At 42.2% G+C, this 22,217-nt stretch carries 18 protein-coding genes; 11 read left to right on the top strand and 7 right to left on the bottom strand.

What is annotated here, in order from left to right:
• Positions 1-34: 34 nt before the first annotated feature.
• Both NO991_RS09450 and NO991_RS09445 read left to right on the top strand, forming a co-directional pair.
• Positions 35-2,464, top strand: coding sequence for a zinc-dependent metalloprotease (locus NO991_RS09450; RefSeq protein ID WP_371351955.1), 2,430 nt, complete (start codon positions 35-37; stop codon positions 2,462-2,464).
• A 105-nt stretch (positions 2,465-2,569) separates the two neighbouring features.
• Positions 2,570-3,352, top strand: a complete 783-nt coding sequence (locus NO991_RS09445; protein WP_166340496.1) for a YggN family protein — start codon at positions 2,570-2,572, stop codon at positions 3,350-3,352.
• 61 nt (positions 3,353-3,413) lie between these two features.
• On the opposite strand, the gene NO991_RS09440 is transcribed toward NO991_RS09445, so the two are convergent.
• Together NO991_RS09440 and rsuA are read right to left on the bottom strand one after the other, a co-directional pair.
• Complete coding sequence (locus tag NO991_RS09440; protein ID WP_300545798.1) at positions 3,414-4,988, bottom strand: methyl-accepting chemotaxis protein; 1,575 nt, start codon at positions 4,986-4,988, stop codon at positions 3,414-3,416.
• A 154-nt stretch (positions 4,989-5,142) separates the two neighbouring features.
• Complete coding sequence (gene rsuA, locus NO991_RS09435; RefSeq protein ID WP_138601721.1) at positions 5,143-5,841, bottom strand: 16S rRNA pseudouridine(516) synthase RsuA; 699 nt, start codon at positions 5,839-5,841, stop codon at positions 5,143-5,145.
• A gap of 58 nt (positions 5,842-5,899) precedes the next feature.
• Here rsuA and zapE point away from each other — a divergent pair, with 58 nt between their 5' ends.
• Positions 5,900-7,009 carry a cell division protein ZapE gene (zapE, locus tag NO991_RS09430; protein ID WP_371351954.1) on the top strand — a complete coding sequence of 370 codons (1,110 nt, stop codon included), beginning with the start codon at positions 5,900-5,902 and terminating at the stop codon, positions 7,007-7,009.
• 48 nt (positions 7,010-7,057) lie between these two features.
• Here zapE and NO991_RS09425 read toward each other — a convergent pair whose 3' ends face one another.
• Positions 7,058-10,078 (bottom strand): TonB-dependent receptor domain-containing protein, encoded by a 3,021-nt coding sequence (locus NO991_RS09425; protein WP_300358434.1) that lies wholly within the window; start codon positions 10,076-10,078, stop codon positions 7,058-7,060.
• A 330-nt stretch (positions 10,079-10,408) separates the two neighbouring features.
• Here NO991_RS09425 and NO991_RS09420 point away from each other — a divergent pair, with 330 nt between their 5' ends.
• Positions 10,409-12,538, top strand: a complete 2,130-nt coding sequence (locus NO991_RS09420; RefSeq protein ID WP_371351953.1) for a winged helix-turn-helix domain-containing protein — start codon at positions 10,409-10,411, stop codon at positions 12,536-12,538.
• A gap of 1 nt (position 12,539) precedes the next feature.
• On the opposite strand, the gene NO991_RS09415 is transcribed toward NO991_RS09420, so the two are convergent.
• Complete coding sequence (locus NO991_RS09415; protein WP_054551025.1) at positions 12,540-12,869, bottom strand: 5-carboxymethyl-2-hydroxymuconate Delta-isomerase; 330 nt, start codon at positions 12,867-12,869, stop codon at positions 12,540-12,542.
• Positions 12,870-12,879: 10 nt separating this feature from the next.
• Positions 12,880-13,467: an outer membrane beta-barrel protein gene (locus tag NO991_RS09410; protein WP_300358441.1), complete on the bottom strand. Its 588-nt coding sequence runs from the start codon at positions 13,465-13,467 to the stop codon at positions 12,880-12,882.
• A 103-nt stretch (positions 13,468-13,570) separates the two neighbouring features.
• Here NO991_RS09410 and NO991_RS09405 point away from each other — a divergent pair, with 103 nt between their 5' ends.
• The 6 genes from NO991_RS09405 to NO991_RS09380 all read left to right on the top strand — a co-directional run bounded on the left by NO991_RS09405 (position 13,571) and on the right by NO991_RS09380 (position 18,510).
• The gene (locus tag NO991_RS09405; RefSeq protein WP_054551027.1) at positions 13,571-14,041 is read left to right on the top strand and encodes a CreA family protein; all 471 of its coding nucleotides are present in this window, start codon (positions 13,571-13,573) and stop codon (positions 14,039-14,041) included.
• A 3-nt stretch (positions 14,042-14,044) separates the two neighbouring features.
• Positions 14,045-14,827, top strand: a complete 783-nt coding sequence (locus NO991_RS09400; RefSeq protein WP_054551028.1) for a hypothetical protein — start codon at positions 14,045-14,047, stop codon at positions 14,825-14,827.
• A 6-nt stretch (positions 14,828-14,833) separates the two neighbouring features.
• Positions 14,834-15,454 (top strand): LysE family translocator, encoded by a 621-nt coding sequence (locus NO991_RS09395; protein ID WP_194441835.1) that lies wholly within the window; start codon positions 14,834-14,836, stop codon positions 15,452-15,454.
• A gap of 7 nt (positions 15,455-15,461) precedes the next feature.
• On the top strand, positions 15,462-15,977 hold the full coding sequence (locus NO991_RS09390) for a gamma-glutamylcyclotransferase family protein (protein ID WP_300358448.1): 516 nt from the start codon (positions 15,462-15,464) through the stop codon (positions 15,975-15,977).
• Positions 15,974-17,521, top strand: coding sequence for a serine hydrolase (locus tag NO991_RS09385; protein WP_300358451.1), 1,548 nt, complete (start codon positions 15,974-15,976; stop codon positions 17,519-17,521). The genes NO991_RS09390 and NO991_RS09385 overlap by 4 nt, the downstream gene beginning before the upstream one ends.
• A 68-nt stretch (positions 17,522-17,589) precedes the next feature.
• Complete coding sequence (locus NO991_RS09380; RefSeq protein WP_371351952.1) at positions 17,590-18,510, top strand: histone deacetylase family protein; 921 nt, start codon at positions 17,590-17,592, stop codon at positions 18,508-18,510.
• Here NO991_RS09380 and NO991_RS09375 read toward each other — a convergent pair.
• Positions 18,507-18,800, bottom strand: coding sequence for a hypothetical protein (locus NO991_RS09375; protein ID WP_300358457.1), 294 nt, complete (start codon positions 18,798-18,800; stop codon positions 18,507-18,509). The genes NO991_RS09380 and NO991_RS09375 overlap by 4 nt on opposite strands.
• A 78-nt stretch (positions 18,801-18,878) precedes the next feature.
• Here NO991_RS09375 and NO991_RS09370 point away from each other — a divergent pair, with 78 nt between their 5' ends.
• A complete protein-coding gene (locus NO991_RS09370) occupies positions 18,879-21,383 on the top strand; it encodes an EAL domain-containing protein (RefSeq protein WP_300358459.1) in 2,505 nt (834 codons plus the stop codon).
• Here the strand turns inward: NO991_RS09370 and NO991_RS09365 are convergent.
• A complete protein-coding gene (locus tag NO991_RS09365) occupies positions 21,380-22,189 on the bottom strand; it encodes a DUF2797 domain-containing protein (protein ID WP_188728008.1) in 810 nt (269 codons plus the stop codon). The two genes, NO991_RS09370 and NO991_RS09365, sit on opposite strands and share 4 nt — an antisense overlap.
• Positions 22,190-22,217: the final 28 nt, after the last annotated feature.

Here is a 22,217-nt window from a genome sequence, read left to right as displayed (position 1 = left end):
CAGTATTTAAAACGCGAATAACAAAGATAAGATTATGCAAAAAATACCATTACTACGATATCTGCTCTTAGCTGTGCTACTTACTATGATAACTCAAGCACACGCAGCAATTAAGTCTATAAATGATTTTACTGAAAAAATGACTCATTTTTCAGGCTATTTTTCATTTTACTACGATACAGAAAACGGCAAATTGTACCTTGAGGTGGATAAACTCGAGCAACAATTTTTATTACAACAAAGCCTACCTTACGGTGTTGGTTCAAATGATATAGGCTTAGATCGTGGTCAGTTAGGCGATACTCACTTAGTTCAATTTGAGCGTTTTGGCGATAAGGTGATGCTAAGAGCTATTAATACTTATTACCGTGCTAATACTAATAACCTTGCGGAACAACAAAGTATTAAAGAGGCGTTCGCATCAAGTATTTTAGCGGGTTTTAGTGTTGTAGCTCAGTCAGACACTGCGGTACTTGTGGATTACACCCCTTATTTATTAAGCGATGTTCATGGTGTAAGCCGTCGTTTATCGGCAACTGGGCAGGGAAGTTTTAATTTGGATAGCAACCGCAGTGCGGTTTATTTAGCACGCTCAAAAGCATTTGAAAAAAATACTGAATTAGAAGCCGTGCTTACTTTTCAAGGTAATAACCCAGGAAAGTATGTACGCCAAGTGAGCGCAGACCCTTATGCGCTGACAGTGCATATGCATCACTCATTAATTGAGTTACCGGACGATAATTACACCCCTCGCAAATTCCACCCTCAAGCAGGTTTTTGGAGCATTGAGCACAAAGATTATGCGGCAGCTCTGGGTGAGTCTATGTATGTGCGTTACATCCCGCGTCATCGTTTAGCGAAAAAAGATCCGAGCCTGCCAATCAGCGAGCCCGTTGAGCCGATTGTTTATTACTTAGATCCGGGTGTCCCAGAGCCAGTTAAAACAGCTTTACTTGATGGTGCTAAATGGTGGAATGATGCCTTTAATGCAGCAGGTTATAAGAACGCATTTATTGTTAAAGTGCTCCCTGATGATGCCGACCCTATGGATATACGCTACAACGTAATTCAATGGGTGCACCGTGCAACCCGTGGTTGGTCGTATGGCAGCTCAGTGATTGACCCTCGTACAGGCGAAATTATCAAAGGCCATGTGACACTCGGGTCACTGCGTGTTCGTCAAGATATCCTAATTGCAGAAGCATTAGCGGCTCCCTATTTTGAAGGCAATGAAGTGGCTAAGCGTTTACAAGCCATGGCGCTTGATCGTATTCGTCAATTAAGCGCTCATGAAGTAGGGCATACTTTAGGTATTTCGCATAACTTTGCAGCGTCAGTGGCAGACAGAGCTTCTGTGATGGATTATCCACACCCACTACTGAGCTTCAATGAGCAAGGTAAATTAGATGTAAGCCGAGGCTATGCTGCTGGCATGGGCGTATGGGATACCCAAGTGGTCAAATACGGCTATAGTGATTTCACTAATCAAGATGAAGCACTGCAATTGGCTGCAATTTTAGCTGAAAACAAAAGCAAAGGGCTGGAATTTATTTCAGACAGTGATGCCCGCGCTCAAGGTGGTGCTCACCCAACAGGGCATTTATGGGATAACGGCAGTTCACCAAGTGATGAGCTAATGCGTGTACTTGATGTTCGTAAACAAGCGCTGACGAGCTTTGGCATCGAGAACATCAAAACGGGCACTGCTTTATCGCAATTAGAAGAAATGCTGGTGCCACTTTATTTATTCCATCGCTATCAAGTAGAAGCTGCGGTTAAACTAATTGCTGGTGTGAATTACGAATATGAAGTACGTGACGGCTCGCAACCAAAAGGGGCACAGGTTGTGGCAAAGCAAACGCAACAAGCAGCAGTAGATGCACTCCTTGCAACGCTAAAAGCCGAAAACCTTGTTTTACCTGAGTCAGTATTAGCCCTTATTCCACCAAAAGCGTATGGTGAATCTAAATCACGCGAAAGTATTGTTGGTCGCACAGGACTAACGCTTGATGCGATGGCGCTGCCTGAGGTTGCTGCAGCACATAGTTTGAGCCTACTTTTTAATAGCCAACGCATTAACCGTTTAGCACAGCAGCAAGCACGAAGCGATGCATTTTATGGTTTAGATGCGTTATTAGCACAAACTTATCAGCAAGTTTTCGAACAAAAAACTGCCTCAGGGATGGCAGGTAAAATTAGCCAACGTGTGCAGCTTTTAACGGCGAAACAATTTGCCGACTTAGTCGCTAGCAATGAGGTGGCACCCGAAGTACAAGCTCAGCTTCGTTACTACTTAGCTAAACTTGCAAAGAGTTACCAGCAAGAATCAATGCTAGGCAGTGTATCCGTTGGCAACAGTGCATTTAAGCAATATTTAAGCGAGCAAATCAGTCACTTTTTAGAAAACGGTGAATGGCCTGCAAACTTTAAAGTGTTGCCAATGCCACCAGGCTCACCAATTTAACTCACCTTTCTTTTAAGACGCCTAGCATAGCTAGGCGTTTTACTTGCATAAAATTGGATATTTGCTAATCTAGCGGCCTTCCTTTTTTGTCTTTTTGAGGTGTATATGGCGTTCTTTTCTCGCTCGTTGTTAGCAGCGGCCATTACATTCTCTAGCTTTTCCAGTTACGCAACCCTAGAAAAAAAACAATGCGATGTAGAGCTAAGCCATGGCTTGATCATCACTGATGATGTCATTCGTATTGTTGATAAAGGTCAAACTCGCGTACAAATCAACAACGATAACCAATTGTTTATACGTGGTTATTGGGTTGATTTAAGCCCAGAAGAAAGCCAAGTTGTGGAGCAATTCAGCCGCGGTATCAGGCAAACCGTCCCTGAACTTGTTGACCTGGCGACCGATGGTGTAAACCTTGGCTTAAGTGCTATCGAGCAAGTTGTTGAGGGCATGTCAGACAAAGAGCCTGAAGTGCTAAAAACTCAACTGCAATATGTTGAGCGTGCACTAATGGATAAATTTAAGCGTGGCGATGACTTTTTCTTTATTGCTCCGCAGTCGCTGTCGAAAATCGATGACTTTTTTACCAAAGAAATCAGCCAAAAAATTCACTCTGCAGTTCACGGTTCACTTGGCGCTATTTTAGTTTCGCTAGGAGATGCCTTTAAATCGCGCGAAGGTAACATCGAAGACCGTATCAATGATATGGGGCAGCGTATGGACATCATCTCAAAAGAAATTGATAAATCACTACAAAAGAAAGCAGAGCAATTAGAGATGAAAGCCTCAGAATACTGTGAGTGTTTGAACTCATTAGATGTCACTGAGTCACGATTACAACAAATGGTGCCGGGGATGGCCGATTTTGATTTGGTACAAATAAAGTCTTAATACGAACTTAAAACGAAAAAGCCCAGCAGTTGCTGGGCTTTTTCGTTTTTACTTGTTTGAATTAGCTAAACTTAGCGGTTTCAGTTTCTAAATCGCTAGTAAGGCCTTTGATCAAATCGGTTGCTGTATGAGCCTGATTAGATACATTAGCCGTTTGTGAAGCCGTGTCTGAGATAGTTACGATGCGCTTGGCGGTGTCTTCACCAGCATCAAGCTGCTCTTTTGCAGCAATAGCTATCTGATGGCTCATTTGCGCGATTGCGCTGAGTGAGCTGGCAACGCGTTTTAGTTCTTCATTGGCTTTAGTCGATTTTTCTACGGTTTGTTCACTGGTACTCATACTGAGCGAAACAGATGACTTGGCATCTTGGGTTGCAGCTTGTAGTTTGCCAATCATATTGCGGATTTCTTCAGTGCTGGTCTGTGTGCGTTGGGCAAGCCCACGAACTTCATCAGCAACCACAGCAAAACCTCGTCCTTGCTCACCTGCACGGGCAGCTTCTATTGCCGCATTAAGCGCAAGTAAGTTAGTTTGTTCGGCAATACCTTGAATAACACTCAGTACATTTGCGATGTTATTTACTTCATCATCAAGCACTTGAATGTTATTGCCAGCGCTGTCAATTTGCTGCTCTAAAAGCGCGATGGTATCAGCAGCCTCGCTGGTTAAGTGGCTGGCACTTTGACCTTGTTGCTCAGCTTCTTGCACTGAGTAAGCGGCTTGCTCAGCATGTTCTACAACGGTTTGTGCTGAGGCTGTTAACTCGGTAATAGCTGAAGCTACCATTTGAGTTTCTTCGTTTAGGCTACGAGTGAGTTTGTCGAGCTCAACAGAGCGAGACTCGTTATCAACACTTTGATTTTTTAAGCTATCTGTAACACCTTTAATGCCACCAACAACGCCGCGTAACCCTTGCTGCATATAATGCATGGCTGCAATAATGCTTTCAGGTGGGGTATCTTGGCGGATATGTGAGTTTAAGTTGCCACGAGAGACATTCTTAACAATACCAATTACTTCATCAATTTCGCCGCCTAAGGCATTGGTGAGTGATGAGCCAAAGCGAGCAATGGCAAAGGTCAGTGCAATGGCTATAAGCATAGATAAGCCCAGCAACCACTTTGCAGTATTCCAATAACGTTCATCAACTTCTTTGGCGCTAATACCAGTACCAACATACCAGCCAAACAGCGGTGTTTTTTGTACTACAGAAGTTAGATCAACGGTTTCACCGTCTCGCACCGAATCCCAGTGATAGGTGATGATTTTATTGGTCGTGTTACCCACGAGCTTTTCGACCATACGGCCGATACTGTTGCCGCTGGCATCTTTAAAATCGTTAAAGCTGGTGCCGTGTAGTTCTGGGTCGTGCGGAGTAGCGACAAAATCTAAGTTGTTGTCGACGACATACACATATTCTGAGTCGTGGTATTTATTTTCTCGAAGTACCTGAATCGCGAGCTTCTTTGCTTGTGCTTCTTCGAGTTGATTGCTTTTAACCATCAACTCAAATTGCTCAACAATATTGGTGGTGCTCTTCATGAGCTGGTTGATACGCGCGATGTTGTCGCTTTCGCTGGCATGGCGTAAAGATTGTAAGCCAAGTAATGCTATCGCCGATAACGCAATAAACATAGCGATAGCAAATAAGGTGATTTTTGTTTTTAAAGCTAATCCTGATAACACAGTCAGCCTCCTTTATTATTTCCCCTGTTAACTTCTACCACGTTTGTCTGGTTTTATTAAGGAAAAATGACAGCGTTATCATGATTTTTACTCAAGTACCTATTTAGAGCTTCAGTTCGGCTTCTGTCAGGGCACGATATTCACCGCTTGCAAGGCTTTCATCGAGGGTGATGCCAGCTATTTTTTCACGATGTAATTCAACAACTTTATTACCTACAGCCGCAAGCATTCGCTTAACTTGATGGTATTTACCTTCGCAAATTGAAAGGCGTAAGCTGTAGCTTGCAAGTTTTTCAACAACCGCAGGGCGAGTTAGCTCTTTTTCGTTGTGCAATTGCACCCCTTGCTCTAACGCTGCAATGGCTTCTTCATCAATAGGTTCTTGAGTTTCAACTAAATAGGTTTTGAATTTGTTATGCTTTGGTGCAGTAATTTTGTGTGACCAGTCGCCGTCATTGGTGATGATCACTAACCCTGTGGTGTCGATATCTAAACGGCCTGCAACATGAAAGTCGCTCATATTTGGTTCATCAAGTAAATCAAATACAGTCGGGTGAAGGTCATCTTTATTGGCACACACATAGCCAGCTGGTTTATGGAGCATGAAGTAGCGTTTGCCTAAAAATACCAGTGGCTCGCCTTGCCAGCGCACATCGTCATCTTGGTTGATTGAATAATCAAATGAGGTGATCACCTCGCCATTAACGGTGGCGTATTTACGTTTGATACCTGCTTTGGTTTTACTGCGAGGTAACTCGGCAATATGGCTAATAAATTTATCTAAACGGCATGGAAATTTCATTGGGATCACATTTTTAGTCGGCTACAATGGCGGCGAGTATAGCGGATACTAGTTACCTATGACAGTACAGCAAGGACAAATATTACAGCATTACCAAGCACAAATAGCCAAAGGTGATTTGCAAGAAGACTGTGCCCAGCGCACAGCGATTAATGCTCTGGATAATCTAGCCACAGAATTGGCTGCACCAAGCCATTGGTGGCAAAGCGCTAAGCCAATAAAAGGGGTTTACTTATATGGCCCAGTAGGGCGTGGTAAATCCATGTTAATGGACGTGTTTTTTCGGCTTGTTAATATTGACGCTAAGCAGCGTTTGCACTTTCATCATTTTATGAAGCAAGTGCATGAGCGCTTAACTCAGCTGCAAGGGCAGAAAAATCCGCTGACGGTGATTGCTAAAGAGTGGGCAGAGCACATTCGCTTGATTTGTTTTGATGAGTTTTTTGTGTCTGATATTGGCGATGCCATGATCTTAGGTGGCTTATTCAAAGCCCTGTTTGAGCAACAAGTAGTGTTAGTGGCAACGTCAAACTGTCAACCGGAGCAGTTATATCGCAACGGTTTACAGCGAGCACGATTTTTACCGACAATCGATTTATTAAATGAGCATTGCCATGTTTTAAGTGTTGAAGGCGATACAGATCATCGCTTTCGCTTTGGCAAACAAACCGCACATTATTTTATTAATAACAAAGAGGCGCTAACAGAGCGCTTTTTAAAGCAAGAGCAAGCGGTACAAAGGCAAACAACGATAGAGGTTTGCCACCGCGAGCTTAGCTGTATCTTGCTCGCTCAAGACGCCATTATGTTTGATTTTATGACGCTTTGCTCAGGACCTAGAAGCACCGCGGATTATATTTATTTGGCAGAGCGTTTTCAGCGGGTGTATTTACTCAATGTGCCAGTAATGGGGCGTGGAGCAACAGGCAAACAAATTGTGCATGGTATTGAAGATAGCTACCAGCGAGAAAAGCAAGATTTACAAGAACACTTTTTAGATGATGAAGCGCGGCGCTTTATTGCTTTGGTTGATGAGTTTTATGATCGCAGCCGATTATTGGTGATTTCGGCCGAGGTGGGCATTAGCGATTTATATCAAGGACAAAAACTGGCATTTGAATATGCGAGGACCGAGTCTCGATTAGTTGAGATGCAAAGCTGGCAATGATAAAGAAACACGCCACTGAGGCGTGCTTCTTATTTTCGAGCGCTGAGGCTAGAAGCTGTATGATACACCTATGTATGCATAGCGCCCCTTGCCACCACCGTATTTTGAATAATAATTACCGCGGCCTGATGGGTAAAAGTCCCCTTTATTATCAAAAAGGTTATTCACACCACCAAATAAACGTAAATCACTTTTGTTAGACAGTTCTAATTTATAAGAAACTGACAAATCATGTCTTAGGTATGAGCCGTAATCTTGAAAAGCTAGTTTTTCAGGGTTTGTAACGCATTCATCGCTTCCTTCTGCGCAGCGTTCATCATTATCTGCTAAGTAGCCTAAGTATTCTTCTTCTCTACTTTGGCTTGCTTTAAATGAGCCTAAGTATTTAGTGCGCCAACGGATCCGTAACTCATCTTTTCGCCAAGTTAAAGACATTGAAGCTTTATCTTTACTTTCGCCATAGCCCGCATAATGTGTAGTCACTTTACCGCCATCAGGGCTTTGGTATGTTTGCGAGTTCTCGATGACATGATTGTAGTCAAGTTTAAATGCCAACTGACCTAAACTTTGTAAATCATATTCATACTGAGCTGAAACATCATAACCACGTGCAGTTAGCTCATCGAGGTTGTATTTACGTTGTACTATTTCAATGATATTACCTTCATCATTACGGGTAATATCATTACAAAAAGAATTATTTTCACCCCATTGTGTACCTGAGTCATAACACTCTCGTTGAATATTATCATTACTTAATTCAGAGATAGCATCAGAGACAGATATGTCATAAAAATCAATCGCAAGATTAAAATCAGGGATAAACTGAGGGGCAATACTCACACCGAAAGTATAGGTATCAGCGGTTTCTTCTTTGAGCTCTTTATTACCCACACCCGGTGAATAACGGTTGTTATCATCATCAAATTCAAAGTTAGGATCTTCTGCAATTAGGGCTGCAAGTGTTGGCTCTTTGCGGCAGTTATCATGCCCTGCGTCAGTTGATGTAGCTGTTAGACCATCACAGATATCATCATAGCTGTCATAGTCGCCGCGTGGTGGTGATAATAATTCTGTGATAGTTGGAGCACGTTGAGCACGGGCATAGTTAGCTCTAAAAGCATAGCCGTTAGTAATTTCCCACATTACGCCTAATTTATAACTGGCAACAGTCCCGACATTATTCATACTGTAGTTAGCTACACGTAAAGATAGGTCTGTATCAAGTGACTTTGCAAATGTTGCATCCCTTAAAAGCGGTAGTGCAAGCTCAGCAAAAGCTTCATATACATCAACTTCACCATAAAAAGTAGGCACATAATTAAAAGTAATACCGCCTGCTTTTATATCATCACTGGTTTTGAGGTCTTGGCTATCTTTGCGGTATTCACCACCAAACACAGCTGCAACTGGCCCTGCAGGGAGCTCAAACAGGTCACCAGTAATGTAGCCTACCGCACCATATTGTTTTATCTCGGTATCAATAATTGGGTTGCTGCGGATCCAAGCGGCCATCTCTTCGGTAATAGAGCCTTCACCAAATAAGTTAATTGCTACACAGCCTTCTGCGCGAGCCGCTTCATCAATACACTGAATTGTGCCATCAGCTAACTCTTCAGCTTGTAAAGCTTGATTAAGTCTAACTGTATTTAATTCATTGCTTCGTACTTGATGTTGTTTAAATCGACCATAGCTGACTGAAAAATCCCAGTCCCACTCGTCATTAAATAGAGTGCCTTGAAGGCCAGCCCAGCTGCGAATAGTTTTTCGACTATTGTCAGTAGTGATGTTACCAACCTCATGAAAGCGACGATCCCAATAAATACGGTCTTTGTATGGGTTTGCATCAAGGATCTCTTGTGGAACATACGGATTGTCAATTGGAATATAACCCGGTTTTACAAGCCCTAAAGGCTCACCTGTAGCCGGATCAAACTGCGGTGCTGTGGCACCCTCATATTCGTCTTCTGGTGATTTATGATTGAACGAATCACTGTTACTGTATTGCACTTGCGCGTAAAACATCACATTGTCAGTTAAGTCGTAATCAATTTTAACTGCAGTAGAGAAGTTATCGCTTGGTACATCAAGCATTACATACTGATTTGAATTGATACCATAAATTTCTTCATTACCTTTCCAATCATCACGCAGGGTTTGTCCGTCGTACCAGAACTGTGTGTCGTTTTTGCCATTTTCTAAAAACACACCACCAGGAAGACCATCACTTTTACTCACCCAATCAGCTTGCGTGATGTCGCGCATACATTGATCGCCATCTGCTGTTTGCATTACATTACACATGCGATCTTTATCGTAATCGTAGCTATCTTCTATTTGTGCGCGTTTACGGTCGTAAAAAGTCATACCGAAATCACGGTCCCAGTTTGAACTGAAATAAGCATAGCCGCGACCATCATCGAATGACGTACCATAGTTTAAGTCGAGGCTAAACTCTTTACTGCCTCCTTCAGTTGACTCGCCAGTTTTAGCTTTAAAATCAAACCCTTCTTTTTTTGATTGAGTGATGATATTAACAACACCGGCCACAGCATCGGCACCATAAGTTGCAGATGCACCGCCGCTTATTATTTCAACGCGATCAACCATGCCGCTCGGAATAGTATTTAAACTGACATAGTTGCCGCTGTAGCTATTAGAAACTACACGACGGCCATCGATCAGCGTTAAGGTGCGATTAGGGCCTAAGTTACGTAGTTCAACTGTTGATAGACCGGTAGTTGAAACGCTTGATTGGCTGGTGGTGTTACCGATGCTCTCGCTAAGAGCTGGCATGTTATCAACTAAAATATCTGATAAGTTGCTTAATCCTGTATCGGAAATAGCGTCACGATCCATCGTTACTAAGGGGGTTGAAATGGAAAAACTATCACGCTTTATTCGTGAACCTGTCACGACAATTTTTTCAGGTTCTTCAGTTTGCTCATTAGCTGTTGGGGTGGTATTGGCAGTGCGAGCTATTTCAGCCTCATCTGCAAAAGCATGTTGACTAAAACCACTGGCAACGGCAAGTGCAATGGCACAAGGTTTGGTTAGTAGATTTCTCACAGGCGTTCCTAGTTGTTATATTTTTAGTTTTTAGAACCAGAGTGATGCTCTTTTTAAGGGCAGTTAAAATTTACAGCGAACAACACTCTGGTTGGTCGGTATTGACGTTAAAATAATTATAGAAATGTGAACTTAACTACAATCTTAGGTTGCTCGTTTATGTCTCTATTTTATATCTATTGAATATCTATTCATTTAAAAACAGTGTGTTAGGAAAATTCTTATTGTTAATTAAATTGCAATTCTAGACTGGTTAATACTTGGCTTTTACGTTAGATTGGTAGGGGCTTACACTGCTGTTTATCTAAAATGAGGTTTTATTTAGAGTTAATGGAAACATCTAATCGCGCTTATCAGCTGGGCCCATGTGTTGTTAACCCGCTCGAAAATAAACTGATATGCAATGGCAGTGAACAGCTTTTGCAGCCTAAATTTATTGAGCTATTAGGCTGTTTAGTTGGGCGCTACCCTGAACCTATCACCCGTGAAGATCTTATTAACCATGTGTGGGAAGGTAATTTTTATGTTGGGGAAAAAGCGTTAACGAATGCTATTTGGCATTTACGAAAAACATTTAAAGAACTCGACCCAGAACAAACTTATATAGAGACATTACGTAAAACGGGTTACCGGGTACTGTTAAAGCCTGAACCAATAGCTACAGCCGATGAAGTAAAAACCGAGGGCTTTAGTATCACAGCAGTACAAATAAGGCAGTTGTTTGTGGCTTTTTGTTTAATAAGCCTAGTGGGAATATATTGGTTGTTCTCATCGCCCTCAGAGCAAATCAATTCAAGCTTTGTGTTGCCACTTAATAGCATCGAAAGTGTGACGGCAAGCCCTGGTCGTGAGATTTATCCTTCAATTTCAGATGATCAACACTATTTGGTGTATTCATGGCGACAACTTGGTAAACAAAATAACCTCTATTTACGCGATTTACATTTTCCTGAACACCCAGCCAAGCAATTAACAGACTCACCTTTTACTGAAGGACGCTCTGTGTTTAGCCCAGACTCAAATACTTTATACTATTACCGAATGGCGTCAGATGTTTGTGAAATTGTAAAACTGTCTTTGGTGAATGTCACCAGTGTTGTACTTGGCGAGTGCAGTAATAGCTATGCAGCAGATCTTGATATCAGTAGTGATGGCAAAACTCTAGCCTACATTGCAGATCACACTGGGCAGTCAGGCAACAGGGTGACTCGTATCAAGCTACTTGGGTTACAGGAAAAACAAACAAAAGAAACAGTTATTCCTTGTAATGATGACTGCGAAACTGTGTATGAGTCAGTGTCGTTTTCGCCCGATGCACAGCGAGTTGTGGTTACTCGTAATGTTAAAAACAACCAAAAAGCGTTGTTTTTAATAGATGTAAAAACAGGGCAAAGCCAACGGCTAACTCATGATTTTGTTGATATTCATGGTGTAGATTGGCATCCGTCTAAAGAGCAATTAGCGTTTAGTGCGGTAGAGGGCGGTAAGCGTTATGGCTATTTTTATGATATTAAGAATAAAACCTTAATCAACACGCAAATTGCTGGTATGAGTTCACCTAACTTCAGTGGCGATGGGAGTGTTTATTATCATCAATGGGATTTAGATAAGGTGATCACGCGACTGAAAATAGACGAACAGGTGGCAAGCTCGCCATTTTCTATGTTGTCGACTAACTTTAGCTCGCTCTTTCCCGAGTATAATCAGCAACAGAATAAACTGCTGTATGTGTCGAATGAGTCAGGCAGTTCGCAGCTTTGGATTGTAAACCCCGATAGTAGCTCGCGAAAACAGCTTACTAATATTTCACATAGTACCGCTGAGATCCGTGACCCGACCTGGTCAGCCGATGGACGTTATATCTTGTTTTCATTGAACGATAACGGCAGCGCTCGTTTATATTTTTATGATTTCAAAGTAGAACAAAGCCAACAAATCGAACTGCCATTTAGCTATGCTGCTAAACCTAAGTTTAGTGCTGATAGTCAGCATTTTTTAGTCTCTGATGGTGACTATCTTTACCGTTATGATTTATCAGGAAAAAACCAAGGAAAAGCTGTTGAAATGCCAGCACAGTATGGCGTTGAAACACAATCGGGCGATATTTTATTTACCAATTCGCGCCATGCTATTTGGATTAAACATCATGATACGGGTGTTGAAGAAATGCTGGTGAACGATGTTAAGTTGGCGCGCAAATATGCGTGGTTACGAGTAGCAAAAAACGCGTATCATGAAGGGCGTATTTATTATTATAAAGAGCGCCGAGGTGATTATCGTATTAGCTACTATGACTTAGCTAGTAAACAACATCATGATTTAATTGCTTTGCCTGAGCGCGCTTATAGCCGTTCATCGGGTCTGACCTACATATCCGATGAACGTTGGTTGGTTTACACTGCGTATCTATCGCCTGAGATAGAAATCAAGCGTTTACCCGCAGCTTATTTACCAAAGTAAGCTAGCACTTACGATAGATATCAGCATCCATATCATAAATATTAACGCTTAGACTATACGAGCGGCGGCAGTATGTTCTTAAGCAATTTAATAATTGCTCACTAAGCATCTGCTTTTGCTCTACGGTTCTTCCTGCCATAATTGATGCGCCGATGTGTATAAAGCCATCTTTACCTTCACCTAATTCGTAATGTTGATAAGCGATTGCACGAGTCTTTATGGTCGAAAGATCAAATAAGCCTGAGTCAAAAACGGCTTGGTGAACTTTTTCAACTAACACTTGTGGCAGAATTGGCAAGTCTTCTGAGTGTTCTATAACAATGTGCGGCATGGGGTTTTCCTTAAAAGCGGTAACTAAAACCGATGTTTGTTTGAAATTGGTTTAATACATCACCATCAAAGTGCCATAGACATTGGCTGTCTTCAGATGCTGGTAATGTGCATGATACGTTACTTGCATTATTTACAATAGTTGCCAACCAGCGAGTTTCAATATAAACCCGTGCTTGATCAGTAAATAAATACTCGGCGCCACCATAAAGACCTGTGGTAAAAAACGTATCGGAGTCGGCAAAGTCAGTGCTGACATGATTTGCGCCAATTTGGGCACCAACAAAACCAACTACACGGTCAGCTAATGGCACTTCTACGGCACTTTGAAAGAGCAGGTATTGCATCTCGACTTGCTTGTTGGTTTGGTCTTTCATATCTAGTTCGGTTGCTGAATAAAAGAACCCATAGCGAGCATTATCAATGGTTCTATCTAGGCTGACAGTAAAATGGCTGTCATCCTCAAGCTCAATTTTTAGGTTTTCTTCGGTTTGCACCGAGTTAGTAAAGTTTTTGCCGAAACCAGCGCTAATAGAGTAGCCAGCGTGAGCGGTACTACTTAAGAACATTAAACACAGTAAACCAAGCGATTTTTTCATTGTTTAGGTGCTCGTTGTTGAAGATATTTTGAGATAGTATTGAAACATAGCAAGCAAATCGTTGTAAACGGACAACTATCGCTTTTTAATAAGGAACACTAGGATGAAGTTACTAAAATTAGCTGCACTTACTGCGCCATTGATTTTGTTGAGCGGTTGCTCGGATGACGCTGCTTCGGTGAGTTTAGGATTATTCACGACTAAAGATATTAAAGTGGTATCACAACAAGACCCGCTTATAAGCGGTGTTACTTGCCACATCAGCCATATTGAAGCGAATCTTGATTTTGCTGATCCATCTGATATGTCTATTGCTTGTCGTCAAACAGGACCTATAACCGCTGAACAATTACAACAAATTGACCGCAGTAAATCAGGTGAAGTGGTATTTAAATCATCGAAAAGTATTTTGTTTAAATCGTTAAAAGTACGTCGTATTTATGATGCGCCAACACGCACTTTATTATATTTGTCTTATTCAACGAAAGAGTCGAGTGGCAGCCATCATCATGCTTTATCAACTGTGCCTCTATACAATACGGATGCATGGCAATGGGCACAATCACAAGAGTAATTTATGTTAGCGTTATTTAAGTCAGCCCCACTTGTTGATGAGCAAGAGCAGCAGTGGTTAATCGATACCTTTTTATGGGCTGTTGAACACTTTGATAGTGAATATTTTTTAAAACATACACAAATCATTTTACCTAACGGGCAGTTCTTTCCGGATAGGGTATCGAGCGTCAGTGAAATGGCTGAAAAAGTATTTAGCCGAGTTGTTGATTATGCGGGGATGCAGGCGTGGCCAATTAACTTAGTTGCGCCATCTGGGCTTACACCTCAGGTGTTTCCACACTTTGAATTTCAAGACAATTTACGCGGTAGCGAGGCGAGTTTAATTGTGCCGGCAAATCATCCGGTGAATATCTCGTTTAACCCGAACCAAATCAATCAACCGCAAGATTTAGTGGCAAGTTTTGCTGGTACCTTAGCAACCATTTTGATTCACCATGTGGGTGTCTTACCTCCCGGTGGTAAAGAGTACTTACCGCAAGCGAGCGATGCGTTGGCATGCTATTTAGGCTTTGGGGTGATGATGAGTAATACGGTGTATCAATTTAAAGGAGGCTGCGGCTGCGGTTATAACCCTTATGCTAATCGCCAAGCGGCGTTGACTGAGCCACAAACGCTATTTATGCATGCGCTGGTTACGCATTTTAAAGGGGATAATCAGTCGAAGAAGTTTTTAAAGCCCCATTTACGCAGCCAATATAAAAAAGCGCAAAAGCAAATTAAAGCATTGGTGAGTGACAGTGCAAATCCGTTGTTATTAGCATTAGATGAACAAGCAGTAGGGTAATATTGAGTGCAGTATTTAGATGAGTTTTTATTGATAGCCATTGCTCACTTTTTTGCGGTAGCAAGCCCAGGCCCTGACTTTGCAATTGTACTAAAGCAAAGTATTCAACAAGGTCGTAAAAATGCGCTTTGGACCAGTGCAGGGGTTGGTGCGGCTATTTTGCTGCATATTGCTTATTGTGTATTAGGTGTGGCATTAATTTTATCCCAGTCACCTAGCTTATTCATGGCTTTAAAATACCTTGCGGGGGCTTATTTGGCATACTTGGGTGTGCAAGCTTTACGAAGCGCAAAACCTAGCGATAGTGAACAGCAAACCCTTTCTCCTGCTGAGCCTGAATCTGTGTATAAAGCATTTCGACGCGGCTTTTTTACCAATGCCCTTAATCCCAAAGCAACACTGTTTTTTATGTCGTTGTTTACTCTTGTAATAAGCCCTGAAACACCTGTTGTAGTGCAGGCTGGTTATGGCGTGTATATGGCAATGGCGACTTGGCTGTGGTTTTCATTTTTATCATTGGTGTTATCAAAAGCATCAGTGCGAGCATTTTTCTTAAAAAGCGGATACTGGTTTGATAGAGGCATTGGTGTGATCTTAATTGCCTTAGCTATTCGCGTTGTTGTGTGAGGTAAGTATGACGCTATATAACTTTTCATTTGGTTCAAATATGTCATCGAGCAGATTGCTGGCAAGGCTGCCTGAAGCAAAGCGGGTAGGCACAGCTATTTTAAAGGGCTATGAGCTGACGTTTGATATGGTAAGTACCGACGGCTCTGCAAAATGTAGCGTGCGCAAAACTGATCAGCCAGATGCCTTGGTATATGGTGTTGTGTATCAGTTAAACGAAGCTGAAAAGTCGATTCTTGATGATATCGAAGGGCCGCGTTATGACTGTGTAGATATCACCGTTGAACTACTAGATGGCGAGCAACTTGCTGCCCATTGTTATATCGCTAACACCTTAGATGAGTCTTTACTGCCATTCGACTGGTATCTTCAGCATGTTCATCGCGGAGCGCTTGAAGCAGGTGTACCAAATCATTACAGTGAAGCAATACTCGCAAGACCAAGTTGCGATGATCCAGATAAAACCCGAGCAGCGAAAGAGTTCGCTATTCACAACAATAAAAATCACCAAGGGATATTATGATATTTCGTAAATTAGCCGTTGCAGCGGCGCTGTTATCGAGCTGTTCGTTTTACAGTTATGCCGATATTGATACTAAAAAAATTGAAAAAGTAATCGAAACGTCAATGGCACGTTTTGACGTACCGGGTATGGCTGTAGCGATTGTTGAAAATGACCAGGTCGTGTTAGCAAAAGGTTTTGGTGTATCTCACCTTGATACCGGTAAAAAAGTAAATAAAGACACCTTATTCGGTATCGCGTCAAACACCAAAGCATTTACCGCAGCAGCGTTAGCTAAATTAATTGATGAAGGTAAGCTTAGCTGGGATGACAAAGTAATTGATCATCTTCCTGAGTTTCGTCTGTATGACCCTTACGTAACACGTGAAATGACCATTCGCGATTTATTAAGCCACCGTAGCGGTTTGGGTTTAGGGCAAGGCGATTTAATGATTTGGCCAGATACTGACAAATCGATTGATGAAATTATCGCAGGGCTAAAATACTTAAAACCAGCGAGTAGCTTTCGTAGTAAATATGCCTATAACAACTTAATGTTTGTCACTGCCGGTGAAGTGGTAGCCCGTGTCTCTGGCATGAGCTGGAATGATTACATCGAGAAGAATATTCTTCAGCCACTTGATATGAAAAACTCACGCGCAGGTTTTTCACGTATCCCTAGTAGCAATAAAAACTGGGCGACGGGTCATATTCCAATGGATGGCCAACTACACCCATTTTTTGTGAACTACCTTGAAGATTTCCGTGGCGCTGGTGCGATTGCATCAAGCGTAAGCGATATGAGCCAATGGCTACGCACGCAGCTTGCACATGGCAAAATGCCAAATGGCCAGCAGTTATTCACTGAAAAGCAACAGCAACAAATGTGGCATCCGCACATTATGTCAATGGCATCAAAAAGTGCTTATGAAGCTTACCACCAACAGTTTAGAGGTTATGGTTTAGGCTGGAGCATTGAAGATTTCCACGGCATTAAAAAGCTAGGCCATGGTGGTGGTATCTTAGGCATGGTGTCTCAAGTGACATTATTACCAGAGAAAAACCTCGGTATTGTTATTCTTAGTAACCAGCAAGCATTCAGCGCGCTCTCTGCGGTGACTTACGAAGTATTAGAAGATGCATTAAATCTTGAAGATAAAGACTGGGTTGAAGAGCTTGCCAAAAAGCACTTTGAAGGTAAAAAAGAAGCTTACGCAAACGCAAAACCAGAAACACCTGCTGATTATCAAGCGAAACTACCAAATATCAACTACACAGGCACTCTACACGATAACTGGTATGGTGATGTGGTAATCGAGGAGTTAAATGGTCAGCTACGTATTGATTTTACTCATACAAAGCGTTTGAAAGGTCAGCTTGAGCATTACACGGGCAATACGTTTATTGTTAAGTGGGATGAAAAGTTACTTGAAGCCGATGCTTACATTGAGTTTCAAATGAGCCCTGATAACCGAGTGAGTAGTGCAAAAATGCGCGCTGTCTCAACGGCGGTTACAGACTTTAGTTTTGATTTTAGGAATTTAGATTTACGCGCTAAAAAGTAAACCAAAGTCGCAAAGCCACCATTAGGTGGCTTTGTTATACTGAGGGAAAATAATTCAAGGAGCGTATTATGAGAACGGCAGTTATCTCACATCCATTTTGTCGTAAACATAAAATGATTGAGGATCACCCTGAATGCCCTGCGCGTTTAGATGTGATCACCGACCGCTTGCTAGCAAGTGGTGTTGATATAGCAATTACTCACTTACAAGCTCCTAAAGCCAGCCGCGACGACTTTTTACTTGCTCATGATGAATCTTTGGTTAGTCACGTAGAGCAAACAATTCCCGCTGAAGGGCTTGCTGAATTAGACGGCGACACATGGCTGTGCCCAGATTCACTGAAAGCGATTGAACGAGCCGTTGGCGCTGGATTACTCGCCGTTGATGAAATCCTTGCTGATAAACTGGATGCCGCATTTTGCTCGGTTAGACCGCCAGGGCATCATGCAAACCGTAGCACCTCTGCAGGTTTTTGCGTTTTTAATAACCTAGCCATTGCTGTGAAGTACGCGCAAAGCAAAGGTGTAAAACGTATCGCTATTTTGGACTTTGATGTACACCACGGTAATGGCACGCAAGATATCTTTTTAGATGATGATAATGTGTTGTTTTGCTCTTTGTTTCAACACCCTTTTTACCCAAATACTGCGGTTGAAAATAACGCGACATTAGTTAACTCACCGCTGCCAATTGCCAGTGATGGTAATGACTTAAAAGCTGTTTACCTTGAGCAGTGGCTACCAAAACTCAATGAATTTAAACCTGAACTGTTGTTTATTAGTGCTGGTTTTGATGCTCACCTTGAAGATGACATGGCAAGCCTGAAGTTTGTTGAAGATGATTATGCATGGCTAACCACCCAATTAGCAGAGTTTTGTCAGCAACAAGATTGCAAGGGGATTATCTCTTATCTTGAAGGGGGCTATGCTTTATCAGCCCTTGGTCGCAGTGCTGTTGCGCACATTAAAGCGCTGGTGGGTGCGCCTTAATCTGCCAGCATCGCAAAGGCTTGCGTTGGTGTAAGCTTAGTAACCTTACTTAAACAGCATACTCCCTCTTGTGTTAGATGCTCTGTTACTTTATTCGCAAGTTCAACGTCAGTTAACGCTTTCACGCTTTCTCCTTGCAAGTTGACATACTGCCCTGTTGCCAAAAGTAGCATCGTTTCTTGCTGTTGCTCTTCACTTAAGCCATAAAAAAAGCTTTCTATATCGGCTTCGTCTTCAACTAATGCTAATTCATGGTCTGTAAAAATAATCTTAGGAAATGATGAGTGCATTTATTGTCCTGTGTCAAAGCTGCCGAGGTTGAAATGATTATAATTGCCAATTCATGTAAGAACTAGGAAAGTCTACTTATGAATCAACCAAGACGACATCAAAAGGTGAGTGATGTTTTTTCGCAAAAGCTGGTATCGTGTCCTGCGCATACGCCTTTGGTCGATGCGGTGAGGTTGATGCATGTTCACAATGTAACGGCGATTTTTATCAAGCATGAGCAATCCGTGGTTGGGATTTGGACTGAGGCTGATTGTTTGAAAATTGACATCAGCAGCCCGCTCTATAAGAACCTTGCCATTCACGAAGTCATGTCAGCGCCTGTTATTACAGTGCCGAATCAATGCTCAGTCAGTGATGCAACCCTGCGTTTTCAACAGCATGGTATTCGTCATTTATTGGTGATGGATAGCGAGAACCAGCCTGCAGGTATGTTGAACTTATCTGATATTGTGCATAACCAAGGTTTGGACCACTACCTACAATTTCGACCTATTCATGAGCAGTATCGCACTGATCTAGAGATAGTTGATGCGCAAACACCGATAGAAGAGGTTGTGCAACTGATGCGCGCTGGCCGCCTTGATAGTGTATTGGTTTATAACCGAGAGCTTGAACTGCACGGTATTATTACTCAGCGTGATATTGTTGAGCTGATCATTCAAACCGAGTGGCTAAATCCTTGTTGGCAATATGCTAGCTACCCGTTAATTGAAATTGATTGTGAAAGCAGTTTATTTGATGCGTATCGCACTATGACAGATCGTAATGTGCGTCATTTGGTGGTCAGAGATGATGAAATTTGCGGGGTGATTTCATTTGCTGATTTGATCACTGAGATCGAGTCAGCTTATTGCTGCGAACTTGAGCGGGCAATTGAGCAGCGTGATATTGCTTTGCAAAAGTCACAACGTAACTTGTTTTTGGCAAATAAAATTATTGATGCCTCACTCGATGGCATAATGCTAACCCGTAAAGACGGCACGATTATTCAAGTTAACCCTGCTTTTACTAAATTGACCGGCTTTGCTGAGCATGAAGTAATTGGAAAGCGCCCTAATATTTTAAGCTCTACAAAACATAGCCGTTCGTTTTATCAAAAGATGTGGCATGCCATTGAATACGAAGGGGTCTGGCAGGGGGAGATCTGCAATTGCAAAAAAGATGGTGAAGAGTTTGTCGAGTGGCTCACCATTATCCAGATTAAAGATCCTAACTTTGATGAAGTACTTTATGCGGCAATTTTTAGCGACATTACAGAGCGCAAGCGTGCAGAAGAAAAAATTGCCCAGCTCGCCTATTACGATGAACTGACAGGCTTGCCTAATCGGCGCTTATTTCATGACAGACTCTCAATAGCTCTTAGCAGCGCCAAACGAAACCATGATCTATTAGCGGTGATGTTTATCGACTTAGACCGCTTTAAAGAGGTGAACGACAGTTTAGGGCATGACGCTGGCGATAACTTATTACAGCAAGTAGCAGAGCGTATTTTATCAATTCTTCCTGAAGGGGATACTCTTGCGCGCTTAGGTGGCGATGAGTTTGTCCTGTTATGTGAAGTAAATCGGGTTGAAACACTGCTCAACTTTGCCGAACAAGTATTACAGCAAGTGAGTATGCCGCTTGCTATTAACGAGCATGTGGTTGCAATTACAGCCTCAATTGGCGCTGCAGTTTTCCCTGATGATGGCGTAGATAGCGCTACGTTGCTCAAGCATGCCGATATTGCTATGTACCGTGCTAAAGAAGTGGGGCGTAATTCATTTCAATTATTCAAACCTGCGATGAATGCACGTTCTTTAGAGCGATTGGCTATGATGAGCCGATTACAAAACGCCATCGAAAGCGATGAGTTTGAGCTTTATTTCCAGCCTAAGCAGCAGTTAAATTCTGGCAAAATTTTAGGGGTAGAGGCGCTTTTACGTTGGCATGAGCCAAACCTAGGGGTTATATCACCCGCTAAATTTATTCCTCTTGCTGAAGAGCTTGGCCTAATTGTGAAGCTTGATTTATGGGTCATCGAGCAAGCTTGTAAAGAGTTAGAAAAATGGCAGCAACAAGGCATTGAAGCAGGGCGCTTAGCAATTAATATTTCGGCTAATCACTTACGTCAGGGGCAACTAGCATCAAATGTTGAGCGCTTACTCGAGCGTTACGATGTAGACCCACACAAGCTTGAAGTAGAGCTTACTGAAAGCTGTTTTATCAGCCACTTTAGTGAGGCTAAGCAAGAGTTACTCGCGCTTAAAAAGTTAGGCGTGCATATAACGTTAGATGACTTTGGCACGGGCTATTCGGCTTTAAGCTACTTAACCAAACTGCCAATTGATACGTTAAAAATTGATGCCAGCTTTATCGCAAAAGTGCCAGATGAATACGGTAATAGTGAAATTGTCACGGCGATTATTAGCCTGGCGAAAAGCTTGAGTATTCATGTTGTCGCGGAAGGAGTAGAGAAGGTAGAGCAGTTAAATTACTTACGTTCACTTAACTGCGATACCATTCAAGGCTATTACTTTTGCCGCCCAATAGCGAAGCAACAATGGTATGACTTTTATCTCAATACCGAAAAAAGAGCCTAAGCTAGGCTAATTTCGTAAGAAGTGAACTTACGAATATTAATGACGCCAGTATCAAAAATTAAGTACTGGCCTTTAATGCCTTTTAAAATACCTGATACTTCTGGTGCTTTATCAAAATTGAAAGAGCTGATCTTGCTTGGGTATTCACTTACTGGGTAGTCTAGCTCGACCACCTCTTCATCGAGCTTTTCAATGGCTGTTGCGCCAAATAGCTCTGCAAGTTCACTCAGCTTAGCATCAATTTGTGGGATCAACTCTGCTGCCGCAGCTTTTAAATCAATCGCTTCAGATTGGCCTTTTAGCATGTTTCGCCAATTGGTTTTATCAGCAATAAACTCGGCTAAAGCAACCTCAACTAAACCCGATTGAAGGCGGGTTTGTACTTTGAAGATAGGTAAAGCTTGCGTCGCACCTTGGTCAATCCAGCGTGTAGGAATTTGAGTATGGCGGGTAATACCTACTTTTAGGCCTGAGGTGTTGGCTAAATACACGTAATGCGGGATCATGCAGTTTTCTTCACCCCACTGTGGCTCACGACAGGTGCCCTTATCAAAGTGACACGTTTCAGGTTTCATGATACACATGTCACAGCTAGCCAGTTTGCGCATACACACAAAACAGTGGCCTTGAGAGTAGCTTTTCTTGGTTTTCTTACCACAGTTACAGCAAAAAATATTGCCGGTGAAAGTCAGCGTGAGCGGCTTACCAATATAGTCATTTAATGAAACTAGCTCATCACCGATAGGTAATTGATATTCGACAGGAGAGGTCAGTGTCGACTTTAATTTTCTGATCGTACCTTGCATCTTTACATGGCCCCTAAAGATGTTAAAA

Origin of the sequence: Pseudoalteromonas sp. DY56-GL22, from assembly GCF_041414715.1 — a bacterium.
GTDB classification, from domain to species: domain Bacteria; phylum Pseudomonadota; class Gammaproteobacteria; order Enterobacterales; family Alteromonadaceae; genus Pseudoalteromonas; species Pseudoalteromonas simplex.
Note: the sequence above shows the minus strand (reverse complement) of the source record. Positions and strands in the feature narration are given on the sequence as shown.

What these genes read in the sequence shown, in the direction of transcription:
- NO991_RS09415 (WP_054551025.1), bottom strand. Translation starts at nt 12,869, where the DNA reads ATGCCGCACATTGTTATAGAACACTCAGAAGACTTGCCAATTCTGCCA.
- NO991_RS09410 (WP_300358441.1), bottom strand. Translation starts at nt 13,467, where the DNA reads ATGAAAAAATCGCTTGGTTTACTGTGTTTAATGTTCTTAAGTAGTACC.
- NO991_RS09445 (WP_166340496.1), top strand. Translation starts at nt 2,570, where the DNA reads ATGGCGTTCTTTTCTCGCTCGTTGTTAGCAGCGGCCATTACATTCTCT.
- NO991_RS09390 (WP_300358448.1), top strand. Translation starts at nt 15,462, where the DNA reads ATGACGCTATATAACTTTTCATTTGGTTCAAATATGTCATCGAGCAGA.
- rsuA (WP_138601721.1), bottom strand. Translation starts at nt 5,841, where the DNA reads ATGAAATTTCCATGCCGTTTAGATAAATTTATTAGCCATATTGCCGAG.
- NO991_RS09400 (WP_054551028.1), top strand. Translation starts at nt 14,045, where the DNA reads ATGTTAGCGTTATTTAAGTCAGCCCCACTTGTTGATGAGCAAGAGCAG.
- NO991_RS09440 (WP_300545798.1), bottom strand. Translation starts at nt 4,988, where the DNA reads ATGTTTATTGCGTTATCGGCGATAGCATTACTTGGCTTACAATCTTTA.
- NO991_RS09405 (WP_054551027.1), top strand. Translation starts at nt 13,571, where the DNA reads ATGAAGTTACTAAAATTAGCTGCACTTACTGCGCCATTGATTTTGTTG.
- NO991_RS09450 (WP_371351955.1), top strand. Translation starts at nt 35, where the DNA reads ATGCAAAAAATACCATTACTACGATATCTGCTCTTAGCTGTGCTACTT.
- NO991_RS09380 (WP_371351952.1), top strand. Translation starts at nt 17,590, where the DNA reads ATGAGAACGGCAGTTATCTCACATCCATTTTGTCGTAAACATAAAATG.
- NO991_RS09370 (WP_300358459.1), top strand. Translation starts at nt 18,879, where the DNA reads ATGAATCAACCAAGACGACATCAAAAGGTGAGTGATGTTTTTTCGCAA.
- NO991_RS09375 (WP_300358457.1), bottom strand. Translation starts at nt 18,800, where the DNA reads ATGCACTCATCATTTCCTAAGATTATTTTTACAGACCATGAATTAGCA.
- NO991_RS09420 (WP_371351953.1), top strand. Translation starts at nt 10,409, where the DNA reads ATGGAAACATCTAATCGCGCTTATCAGCTGGGCCCATGTGTTGTTAAC.
- zapE (WP_371351954.1), top strand. Translation starts at nt 5,900, where the DNA reads ATGACAGTACAGCAAGGACAAATATTACAGCATTACCAAGCACAAATA.
- NO991_RS09385 (WP_300358451.1), top strand. Translation starts at nt 15,974, where the DNA reads ATGATATTTCGTAAATTAGCCGTTGCAGCGGCGCTGTTATCGAGCTGT.
- NO991_RS09365 (WP_188728008.1), bottom strand. Translation starts at nt 22,189, where the DNA reads ATGCAAGGTACGATCAGAAAATTAAAGTCGACACTGACCTCTCCTGTC.